9 protein-coding genes and 1 pseudogene are annotated in these 11,577 nt (G+C 38.1%); 9 read left to right on the top strand and 1 reads right to left on the bottom strand.

The features are described 5' to 3' along the window. Positions 1 to 31 precede the first annotated feature (31 nt). Positions 32 to 193 carry a hypothetical protein gene (locus AB3H90_RS11810; protein ID WP_010720618.1) on the top strand — a complete coding sequence of 54 codons (162 nt, stop codon included), beginning with the start codon at positions 32 to 34 and terminating at the stop codon, positions 191 to 193. Between the two features lie 153 nt (positions 194 to 346). On the opposite strand, the gene proC is transcribed toward AB3H90_RS11810, so the two are convergent. Next, the gene (gene proC, locus AB3H90_RS11805; protein WP_010720617.1) at positions 347 to 1,153 is read right to left on the bottom strand and encodes a pyrroline-5-carboxylate reductase; all 807 of its coding nucleotides are present in this window, start codon (positions 1,151 to 1,153) and stop codon (positions 347 to 349) included. A 174-nt stretch (positions 1,154 to 1,327) separates the two neighbouring features. On the opposite strand from proC, the gene mprF reads away from it, so the two are divergent. The 8 genes and pseudogenes from mprF (at position 1,328) to AB3H90_RS11765 (ending at position 11,563) form a co-directional block, all read left to right on the top strand. Then, positions 1,328 to 3,901 (top strand): bifunctional lysylphosphatidylglycerol flippase/synthetase MprF, encoded by a 2,574-nt coding sequence (gene mprF, locus AB3H90_RS11800; RefSeq protein WP_010720616.1) that lies wholly within the window; start codon positions 1,328 to 1,330, stop codon positions 3,899 to 3,901. Between the two features lie 241 nt (positions 3,902 to 4,142). Then, a pseudogene (gene ispE, locus AB3H90_RS11795) lies at positions 4,143 to 4,991 on the top strand (4-(cytidine 5'-diphospho)-2-C-methyl-D-erythritol kinase). 324 nt (positions 4,992 to 5,315) lie between these two features. Beyond that, positions 5,316 to 6,272 carry a metal ABC transporter substrate-binding protein gene (locus AB3H90_RS11790; protein WP_170081774.1) on the top strand — a complete coding sequence of 319 codons (957 nt, stop codon included), beginning with the start codon at positions 5,316 to 5,318 and terminating at the stop codon, positions 6,270 to 6,272. A gap of 17 nt (positions 6,273 to 6,289) precedes the next feature. Further along, positions 6,290 to 6,970, top strand: coding sequence for a metal ABC transporter ATP-binding protein (locus tag AB3H90_RS11785; RefSeq protein ID WP_368016768.1), 681 nt, complete (start codon positions 6,290 to 6,292; stop codon positions 6,968 to 6,970). Then, a complete protein-coding gene (locus AB3H90_RS11780; RefSeq protein WP_010720612.1) occupies positions 6,943 to 7,767 on the top strand; it encodes a metal ABC transporter permease in 825 nt (274 codons plus the stop codon). The genes AB3H90_RS11785 and AB3H90_RS11780 overlap by 28 nt, the downstream gene beginning before the upstream one ends. Positions 7,768 to 7,932: 165 nt before the next feature. Next, the gene (purR, locus tag AB3H90_RS11775) at positions 7,933 to 8,751 is read left to right on the top strand and encodes a pur operon repressor (protein ID WP_010720611.1); all 819 of its coding nucleotides are present in this window, start codon (positions 7,933 to 7,935) and stop codon (positions 8,749 to 8,751) included. Positions 8,752 to 9,127: 376 nt separating this feature from the next. Continuing rightward, complete coding sequence (glmU, locus tag AB3H90_RS11770) at positions 9,128 to 10,501, top strand: bifunctional UDP-N-acetylglucosamine diphosphorylase/glucosamine-1-phosphate N-acetyltransferase GlmU (protein WP_094940743.1); 1,374 nt, start codon at positions 9,128 to 9,130, stop codon at positions 10,499 to 10,501. A 93-nt stretch (positions 10,502 to 10,594) separates the two neighbouring features. Then, positions 10,595 to 11,563: a ribose-phosphate diphosphokinase gene (locus AB3H90_RS11765; protein ID WP_010737274.1), complete on the top strand. Its 969-nt coding sequence runs from the start codon at positions 10,595 to 10,597 to the stop codon at positions 11,561 to 11,563. The last annotated feature ends 14 nt before the right edge of the window (positions 11,564 to 11,577 follow it).

Raw genomic sequence — 11,577 nt, 5'->3', positions numbered from 1 at the left:
TGATTGATCAACTTGAAAGGAGGTGAAGAAAATGGCAGTAGGACTATTAATGAAAGCAGGCAATGTTTCTGAAGAATTAGCAGTATTAAACAACGAACATAGTTTGAATGCTTCGCTAGATACCATCTGCGGAACAATGGGTAGCCTTGGTTGTGGTAGTTTTGGTTGTGGCTCTTTATCTAGCTGTTGCTAAAATATATACGGATGAAAGGTTTCAGAGGTTTTATTGTGAATATTGAAAAATAATAATTCAGAATGAAGAGTCTGAATCTGGGACATTAATCAGAAAAAATCTGATTAATGTCCTACTTTTTTTAGTAAAAAGATTCCTTCAGACTCATTCGTTTTATTTCTTATCCAGCATTTCTCGATCTTTTTCGATCGTTGTATTGATCCCTTTGATAATAGCAGGAATGAAGCCAGCTTCTTCTAAAGCCACAACACCCGCAACCGTTGTTCCGCCAGGGGAAGAAACCTGGTCAACTAGCTCCCAAGGGTTTTCATCACTTGCTAGGAATTTTTGACAAGATCCCATAATAGCTTTGGCAGCGATCTCGGTTGCCATTTTTTTAGGTAAGCCATTAAAGACACCCGCACGACCCATGGCATCGATCAACATATAAATAAATGCTGGTGAACTACCGGCTAACCCAATAAACGTACTGAAATCACCTTCTGCTAGTGGATAGACACTGCCGATCGCTTCAAAGATTTGCGTTGCTTCTTTGAATTCCTCATATGTGACATGGTGATTTTTACAGATAGCAGAGACACCTGCACCCACACTAACGTTTACGTTTGGCATGACACGAATGATTTTCGCTTCGGGGTCATTTAGGGCTTTTTCCAGATCATGTAATGATTTTCCTGAAGCAATTGAAATAAAGAGACATTTCTGACTATATTTTCTTAAATCCTTCAGTACTTGGTCAATGATTTTAGGTTTGACTGCCAGTAAAATGACATCTACTTGTTTTGCGACTTCTTGATTTGTTTGACAGGCGGTTACACCAGTTGCTTCTGCAAAACGTTGTGCATTTTCGAAATGACCACTTGAGACAAAAATATCTTCTTTAGCTACTGTTTCGTGTTCAATCAAGCCGTTAATGATTGCTTGCGCCATATTACCTGTTCCAATGAATCCAATTTTCATGTTATCCTCTCCTTTTGTTTTAGCATAGCTTTCTTTTCAATGAAGGGCAAGCAAAGAATAAAGCGTGTGGATAGATACATAAACAGGTGAAACTAGTGCATAAGTGGTAAAAATAAGGTAAATAAGCTAACATTGATTTATAAATTGAAAGTTTTCAAGTAAGGATGGTAAAGTGTGAAAAATAAAAGTCATACGGCATTTCAGTGGTTGAAAAATCATAGCTTGATTTTAAAAATGATTTTTTTTGGATCTATTATAGTTTTCGTTGCCAATCAAGTCGTAAATATTGCAAATGGAATGAGTTGGCAAGATATTTGGCAAACTATGCGACAACAAAGTTATGTTACGCTGTGTTTAATGGTTTTAGTGGGGTTGATCGGTGTTTTGCCAATGTTGTTGTATGACTGGGTGACGATTCGCGTGTTGGAAAAACAAGGGAAACCTAAAATGAAGCGTCACGATTTTTTCTTAGCTGCTTTTATTACGAATACAATTAATAACTTAGCGGGCTTTGGAGGAATTGTTGGAGCTAGTCTTAGAGCAAATTTTTATGGAAAAGAAACAAATCGGAAAATGGTACTTGCTACCGTTTCTAAAGTTGCATTATTTATGTTGACTGGTTTATCATTATGGTCATTTCTAACGTTCATTGATGTTTTTTTTCTACAGACTACTAGTATTTTTAGAAGTTATTGGATTTGGTTACTTGGCGGTAGTGTGATAGCACCGGCTATTTTTTTCTTTGCTTATTTAAAAAGAAGAACATTATTTGCGGAATTCTATCCTAAGGGTCTAGTCGGGTTACTGTTAGCTTCTGTGGGGCAATGGACTGGAGCATTGGTCGTTTTTTTAGCGATTGGTTATTTGATGGATGTAGATATTTCCTTATTTTCGATTTATCCAATGTTTATTATCGCTACGTTAATCGGTATGTTGACAATGGTTCCTGGGGGTGTCGGGACATTTGATGTGTTGATGATCTTAGGTATGAGTCAGTTAGCTGTTCGACAAGATATTGCAGTGGTTTGGTTACTTTATTACCGTTTGTTTTATTATGTGGTTCCTTTTGCGGTTGGCTTATTTTTATTTCTGTCACATACTGGAGTAAAAGTGAATCGTTTTTTAGACAATATACCACGACTGCTCTTTCAAAAAATCGCGCATTTTATTTTGGTCACAGCCGTTTATTTTGCAGGGATCATGATGGTGTTACTATCTACGATTACGAATCTTTCTGCGATCAGTCGATTGTTTCAGATTTTATTACCTTTCTCGTTTAATTTTTTAGACCAAACGTTGAATCTATTGATTGGATTCTTATTGCTTGGGTTGGGAAGAGCGTTAGCAATGAAAGTGAAGAAGGCTTTTTTACCAACTATTGCTTTATTAGCTTTTGGAATCATTAACACAGTTACTCGAACATTATCTTGGCAATTGATTTTAGTGTATATCTTGATTCTTCTGGCTGTCTGGCTAGCTCGGAAAGAATTTTACCGTAAGAAATTTGTTTATTCATGGGGTGCCATTCTTTTTGATCTATGTTTGTTTGGGTTTCTATTTATCGTCTATGCAATTGCAGGGTATCATAGTGGACGTTTTTGGGTAAATCGATTGACAGCTGATCGCTTTCTCCTGTTCCCATCCGATGAAGTTTGGTTTTCAGGCTTGATTGGTCTAGGGATCTCGCTGTTGGCATTAGTAGCATTGTATCAGTACCTTGCTTCTGAAACGAATGAGTTAGGGTCAGATTTACAAATCGAAAGATTCAAACAGATGTTGACCGTCTATCAGGGGACATCTGCTAGTCATTATCTTCGTTTACCAGGATATAAATATTATTACTATCAACAAAATGGAGAGGATCAAGTCGTCTTTGGTTACCAGATCAAAGGAAATAAATGCTTTGTTTTGGGAGACCCGATTGGCAACCCTAAAATGATTCGTCCTGCTATTACAGAATTTATGCAAAAAGCTGATTGCTTAGGGTATCAAATTGCTTTTTACAAGATCTCAGAAAAATATGTGGTAATGTTGCATGAATTAGGTTTTCATTTTACAAAAGTCGGCGAGGTGGGAATGGCAGATTTGACTACAGAAGAAATGCCTTGGGTCAATCAACAGCTAGAGTACCAGCGTCTAACTAATGAAGGCTATCATTTCACTTGGTACGAACAATTACCTGAGGAATTATTAGCTGCGGTGAGTGAGGTTTCGGATCAGTGGTTACATGGTGCGAGAGAAAAGCATTTTTCTGTTGGGCGTTTTGACGAATCTTATCTGTTAGCCAGCGGTGTTGGAGTGGTACGCAAAGAACAAAAAGTGGTCGGATTTATTACAGAGCAACCAATATCTGAAAGCCAAGCAGGCTATGATCTATTACGTGTATTGCCAGATGAACCTGCTGAACTATCCGATTATTTATTAGTCAATCTATTTGTTGTCTACCAAGAAAAGGGCTATCTTGAGACAAATCTTGGTTTAGCTCCGTTAGCAAATGTGGGAGAAACAGACTTTGCATTCTTTCAAGAGCGCATCATGCATATTGTTTATAATTATGGTAGTTTCTTTTACTCATTTCAATCGACCTATGAAGAAAAACTGCGCTATGTCACTCGTTGGGAAGGTCGCTATTTTGCTTACATGAAGGGAAGCAGTTTTACATTTGCCACATTACAGTTGTTTATACTAATTGGGAAGGGAAAAGAAAAAAGTATCAGTTTTGCAGAAGAAGTATTAACGGAATTGTAAATTGCGTAAATAGAGGAATAACTGGTGACGTGTTTTAGCTACCCATAGTTTAAAACGTGAAAAAGCGATTGACGGTAGCTAGAGAAAATGAATGTGGTCGAAGGATGGTTTGTTTTATCTGTAGACAGAAAAGGTCTGAGAAAACCGCTAAGATCGTAAACACGTCACTCGTATGAGCTATACTTTTATTTTTCTCTGTGATAGAATACTTGCGACTTAGACTTTTTGAATGGGTGAGAGGATGGAACTGATAGAAAAAGCACCAGCTAAGATCAATTTGGGATTAGATGTCTTGTACAAGCGTCCCGATGAGTATCACGAGCTGGAGATGGTAATGTCGAGTGTAGATTTAGCAGATCACTTATTCTTTGAAGAGATACCTGAGGATTGAATCATCGTAGAAACGAATAAGGCATTTTTGCCAGTAGATCAACGAAATAACGTTTATCAAGCAGCAACATTGCTTAAGAATAAGTATCATATCAAAAAAGGCGTAAAAATATTTGTGAAAAAAAATATTCCAGTTGCAGCTGGACTGGGTGGGGGCAGCACAGATTGTGCAGCTGGACTGAGAGGGATCAATCAACTATGGAATCTCGGTTGTTCTCTGGAAGAATTAGCTGAGATTGGTTTGGAAGTTGGTACGGATGTGCCTTATTGTGTTTATGGTAATACTGCATTTGTTGGCGGCAAAGGAGAAGTGGTCCAAGTTCTCCCTTCAATGCCTCAGTGTTGGGTAATCTTGGTGAAACCTAAAATGAGTGTTTCGACTAGGACCGTCTTCAAAGAAGTAGATGCGCAAAAAATCCAGCATCAGAACATTCCTAGACTAGTGGAGGCAATCCAGCAACAAGATTACCATACGATGATTCAATACATGGGAAATAGTTTAGAAGATGTTACCGGCAAACGTCATCCAATTATCCATCAAATCAAAGAACGCATGTTAAAGTATGGGGCAGATGCCGCTTTGATGAGCGGAAGCGGACCGACAGTCTTTGCCTTATGTCAACATTATTCAAGAGCACAAAGAGTCTATAACGGGCTGAAAGGTTTCTGTGATGAAGTATATTTAGTACGCACGTTGTAAAATAGGCCAGAACTAGTTGTTGCTAAGAGATGGAGAATAAAAAATCTCAAAACAGAAGAAGCTGTTTTGAGATTTTTTTGAGTTGGTTGCAGTTTAGCTACTCTAAACGTTATTTATTCTATTTAGAAGTTGGAAAAAATGGACTAGAAAGCTTGTTTGGCTCTCAGTAACATGAACAAACTATCATTCATTTTACGGTTTACATTGAATTTATTCGTATAAATCAGAAATTGAAGGATTTCTATTGACTCTATTTTTTTATTCTGATACATTAAGTTCCGTTGATAAATCGTAATTTTACGATTTGTTCGAAAGGAGAGTCTTATGAAAAAATATATGATTGGTTTAACACTAGCTGTAGGGATGTTTTTATTAGCGGCTTGTGGTGGTACGAACCAAAAGGATTCAAAGAAAAATGAGTTAACGATTGTTACGACCTTTTATCCGATGTATGAATTTACGAAAGAAGTAGTTGGAAATGAAGGAAACGTCAAGTTGTTGATCCCGTCTGGGACTGAACCACATGATTTTGAACCTAGTGCAAAACAACAAGCAGAAATCGCTGATGCGGATGTGTTTGTTTATAATAGTCCAGATATGGAATTTTTTGTTGACTCATTGAAAGATTCTGTCGATACGAATAAAACATTGATGATTGAAGCAGCTAAAGGAATTGATCGTCTGAAATCAGCAGAAGAAGACCATGACCATGACCATGATCATGAACATGAAGAAGCTTCTTCTGAAAGTCATTCGCATGAGTATGATCCACATATTTGGTTAGATCCTGTGTTAGCAATCAAAGAGGTCAAAACAATTGCTTCAGAGCTTGGGAAAAAGTATCCTGATAAAAAGGCAACTTTTGATAAAAATGCGGATGCTTATATCAAAAAATTAGAAAACCTGAACCAAAAATATACGGATGCACTCAAAGATGCCAAAAACCGCACGTTTGTGACGCAACATGCCGCATTTGCGTATTTAGCGAATCAGTATGATTTACACCAACAAGCGATTGCAGGGGTAACGCCTGATCAAGAACCCACACCAAGCCGCTTAGCTGAACTAAAAGATTTTGTGAACAAAAATAAAATTAAAGTGATTTATTTTGAAGAAAATGCGTCATCCAAAGTGGCGGAAACATTGTCGAAAGAAACGGGTGTTAAATTAGAAGTATTGAATCCATTAGAGAGTTTGACAAGTGAACAAATCAAAGCCGGCGAAAATTATATTTCGGTAATGGAAGAGAACTTAAAAGCGTTAAAAGAAAGTATTAATTAAGAACGGAGGCATTTCGCGTGCATTATATCGAAATATCCGATTTGACTTTTTATTATGATGAAGAACCTGTATTAGAAGATGTGTCTTATCACGTTGATGCAGGAGAGTTCGTTATTCTAACAGGAGAAAACGGTGCAGCAAAATCAACATTGATCAAAGCTTCCTTAGGCTTGTTAAAACCTTCTAAGGGAACAGTGAAAATCGCCCCCAAAAATCAAGAAGGACAAAAATTAAGTATTGGTTACATTCCCCAACAAGTGGCATCTTTTAATGCTGGCTTTCCAAGTATAGTCTTAGAATTGGTTCGTTCGGGTCGCTATCCGAGAGGACGTTGGTTCAAACGACTTTCTGAAAAAGATCATCAGCATGTTAAACGAGCTTTAGAATCTGTTGGAATGTGGGAGATGCGTCATCGACGGATCGGAGAATTATCCGGTGGACAGAAACAACGGATTAGCTTAGCACGTATTTTTGCGACTGACCCAGATTTATTTATATTGGATGAACCGACAACGGGAATGGATGAAGAATCTCGTAATGAATTTTATCGACTATTGCGTCATAGTGCCCATGAACATGGCAAGGCAATTTTGATGATTACTCATGATCATGAGGATATCAAGCAATATGCAGATCGACAAATTCGTTTGGTAAGAAAGGAGGATTCTCCATGGCGTTGCTTTCATATGAATTCATGAGACGAGCTTTTTTAGCAGCCATTTTTATTGCGGGGATTGCTCCAATGTTAGGTGTCTTTTTAGTGATCCGAAGACAATCATTGATGGCAGATACACTGTCACACGTTTCACTGGCAGGGGTGGCATTGGGTTTCTTTTTGAATATCAATCCAACGTTGACTACGATGTTCGTAGTAATATTAGCTGCGGTGATTTTAGAATATTTACGTACGATTTATCGTACTTACTCAGAAATTTCAATTGCGATCTTAATGGCTGGCGGACTGGCGCTGGCATTAGTTTTGATGAATCTTAGTGGTGGAAACTCAGCCACAAGTATCCAATCGTACCTCTTTGGCTCGATTGTGACGATTACTTGGGATCAAGTTATCTTTTTGGGTGTATTATTTGTTATTATTGGTTTCTTATTCTTTTTGTTCAAGCGACCAATGTACGTGCTGACTTTTGATGAAGATACCGCCCATGTTGATGGTCTGCCTGTTCACCGTATGTCAATGCTGTTCAACGTGATCACGGGTGTTGCGATTGCTGTCATGATCCCAATTGCCGGGGCATTATTGATTTCAGCAATTATGGTCCTGCCTGCAGCGATCGGTATGCGCTTAGGCAAAAGTTTCAATGTGGTGATTGCCATTAGTATCGGTGTTGGCTTTATCGGCATGTTATCGGGACTAACAAGTTCCTTTTATCTAGATACGCCACCGGGTGCGACGATCACACTAGTCTTTATCGTGTTGTTTCTTGTGGTCAATTTGTTCAAGCGGGTGCTTGTTTCCATTAAGCGAAAAAATAAATAAAAAATCAAAAAGAAAAGCGATGAAAACGAAAAATTTTCATTGCTTTTTCTTATATTTAGATAAATACCGAACTATTTAACTTATTTTCTTACAAAATGCTCGAATTTTTAAATGAAAACTTATATAATGTAAAACGATATAATTTCTTAAAAGGAGCTGAAATATGTGAAAGTACGTCGCAGTGAACGTCTTGTTGATATGACTCAGTATTTATTAGATCATCCTCACGAATTAATTTCATTGACAAGTTTTGCCGAACGTTATGAATCTGCTAAATCTTCGATCAGTGAAGACTTGGCAATTATCAAAAAAACATTTAAGGAACGAGGGTATGGTACCCTAGAAACAATTCCAGGTGCCGCTGGTGGGGTTTTATTTATACCAGAGATTTCTTACGAAGAAGCCAAAAAATACATTGAGTCGTTAGCTGAACGATTGTCTGAACAAGATCGTTTGTTGCCTGGAGGTTATGTTTATCTATCCGATTTACTAGGTGAGCCCGAATTATTGCGCCAAGTTGGAAAAATCATTGCTTCTAAGTATTTAGGTGAAAAAATCGATGCAGTGATGACAGTTGCTACGAAAGGCGTGCCGATCGCGCAAGCTGTGTCCTATTATTTAAATGCACCGTTTGTTATCGTACGCCGTGATTCAAAGATCACAGAAGGATCGACAGTTAGTGTGAATTATGTTTCTGGTTCTTCTGAACGAATCGAAAAGATGGAATTGTCAAAAAGAAGTCTTAAACGTGGTTCTCGTGTCCTAGTCGTTGATGATTTTATGAAAGGCGGCGGCACAGTCAATGGAATGAAGAGCTTGATCGAAGAGTTTGAATCTGAACTTGTAGGAATCACCGTTTTTGCAGAATCCAAATTTAATGGTCATCGTGCAATTGACGATTATACTTCATTACTATACGTGAAAGATGTCGACACGAAGACCAAAAACATTACAGTTGTACCAGGAAATTATTTCAAAGATTAGAGATTGAAAATTTATTTATTTGCCGATCAATAATAGCTGGAAGAGATTGTGACAGAAGTGTCCAGCTCTGAGAAATAAGCCGGAGAATCCGAAAATAGTTTCACCTATTTTGGGAATTCTTTGGCTTATTTTCGATAGAAACACTACAGCAACAAGCAACAACAAATCAGATATCCAGCTGTTATCTGTCAGATGAGAGAAATTCGTTCTCCTTTTTCATACAACCCTATTTTTCTCTCACTATTGTTGATTGACTAAGTGATTTTTTAACCCCCAAGATAAAAATGGTCTAGTTACAAATATAGTCTGCTTGGTTGAAAAATTGAGTAGAGTGGGCTAAACTTAAAACCATCAAATACAATTAGGAGTGACGCAGTTGGACGCACGTTATGCAATCATTTTGGCAGCGGGAAAAGGAACTCGCATGAAGTCAAAATTATATAAAGTTTTACATCCAGTTTCAGGACAGCCGATGGTGGAACATATTATCAATCGAGTAAGTGAAACCAACCCAGATCAAATCATCACGATCGTCGGGCATGGCGCTGAGCAAGTAAAGGCACAGTTGGGTGAACGTAGTGAATACGCTCTGCAAGCAGAACAACTTGGTACAGGTCATGCAGTATTGCAAGCCGCATCTTTTTTACAAGGGAAAGAAGGCACGACACTGGTGATCAGTGGCGACACACCGCTTTTAACCACTGAAACATTGAACAATTTATTTGAGTATCACCAAGGAAAAAATGCGAGTGCCACGATTCTAACCGCACAAGCCGAAGATCCAACTGGATATGGTCGTATCATTCGTGACCATATTGGGATCGTTGAAAAAATCGTTGAGCAAAAAGATACTACACCAGAAGAAGCATTGGTCCAAGAAATCAATACAGGAACTTATTGTTTTGACAATCAAGCTCTGTTTGAAGCATTGAACAAAGTAGGAACAGACAATGCACAAGGGGAGTACTACTTGACCGATATCATTGAAATCCTCAAAGATGCTGGAAAAACAGTAGCAGCTTATCAGACAGAAGACTTTGACGAATCAATGGGAGTCAATGATCGTATTGCATTAGCTAAAGCTAATGAATTGATGCGCCAAAGAATCAACAAAATGCATATGGTCAATGGTGTAAGTTTTGTTGATCCAGCAACGACTTATATTGATGCCGGGGTAGAGATTGGTTCTGATACAGTGATCGAAGCAGGCGTCCAACTTCAAGGTAAAACCGTCATTGGATCAGATTGTGTGATCGGTGCCCATTCTCGAATCGTAGATAGTGTGATTGAAGATCATGTGGTAGTTGAACATTCTGTGATCGAAAAAAGTCATGTGAAAAGTCATGCGGACGTGGGACCATTTGCTCATTTACGACCAAAAGCAGAAATTGGTGAAGGTGTCCATATTGGTAATTTTGTGGAAGTCAAAAATGCTGAAATTGGTAAAAATACCAAAGTTGGTCATTTGACTTATGTCGGTGATGCCACATTAGGTGAAGAAATCAATGTTGGTTGTGGCGTGGTCTTTGTGAATTACGATGGGAAAAACAAGCACCGCACAACAATTGGGGATCATAGTTTTATCGGTTCTAATGCAAATATCATTGCCCCAGTGGAAATTGCTAAAAATACATCAGTAGCTGCAGGGTCAACAATCACAGAAGATATCCCTGAATATGCTATGGCAATTGCCCGTGCAAGACAGGTCAATAAAGAAGAGTATGCTAAAAAACTCCCTTATTTAAACTAAGACTTTTGTAAAACCCCTTGATTTATTCAGAAAATATGACTAGTATTTAATAGGTAGAATTCTAGAGTTGTGAAAAAGAAAGTGGAGGTCCCCATGTCAAAACATTACTTTGACCCAAGATTAAAAATTTTTGCGTTAAATTCAAATCGCCCGTTAGCAGAAAAAATTGCTGCAGCTGTCGGTGTCGAATTGGGTAAATCATCGGTTACTCAATTTAGTGATGGAGAAATCCAAGTGAATATTGAAGAAAGTATTCGCGGATCACATGTTTATGTTATTCAGTCAACGAGTAGTCCTGTAAATGATAATTTAATGGAATTGCTGATCATGATTGATGCCTTGAAACGTGCCAGTGCAAAAACGATTAACGTAGTAATGCCTTACTATGGATATGCACGTCAAGATCGTAAAGCTCGTGCCAGAGAACCAATCACTGCAAAACTTGTGGCGAACATGATTCAAAAAGCTGGAGCAACTAGAATGTTGACGCTTGATTTGCATGCTGTCCAAATCCAAGGATTCTTTGATATTCCTGTTGATCACTTGATGGGTGCACCATTGATTGCAAATTATTTCTTAGAAAAAGGGATTAAAGGGGACGATGTAGTAGTTGTATCACCTGACCATGGTGGTGTAACTCGTGCGCGTAAATTGGCTGAATTTTTAAAAGCACCAATTGCGATCATTGATAAACGCCGTCCAAAAGCAAACGTAGCAGAAGTAATGAATATTATTGGGCAAGTAGAAGGAAAAACTTGTGTATTGATTGATGATATGATCGATACAGCAGGGACGATTACCTTAGCGGCTAATGCACTAAAAGAAGCAGGCGCAGTAAGTGTCTACGCATCATGTACACATCCAGTATTATCTGGACCAGCTTTACAGCGTATTGAAGATTCTGCGATTGAACGCTTAGTTGTAACAGATTCGATCTATCTGCCAGATGACCGTAAGATCGAAAAAATCGATGAAGTAAGTGTCGGTGGTTTGATGGGTGATGCAATTAAACGTATCCACGAAAACAAACCTGTTAGTCCATTGTTTGAAACAAAAAAATAAGAATTAAAAAATTG

Source organism: Enterococcus sp. C63 (genome assembly GCF_040887215.1).
Classification (GTDB): Bacteria; Bacillota; Bacilli; order Lactobacillales; family Enterococcaceae; genus Enterococcus_B; species Enterococcus_B hirae.
Note: the sequence above shows the minus strand (reverse complement) of the source record. Positions and strands in the feature narration are given on the sequence as shown.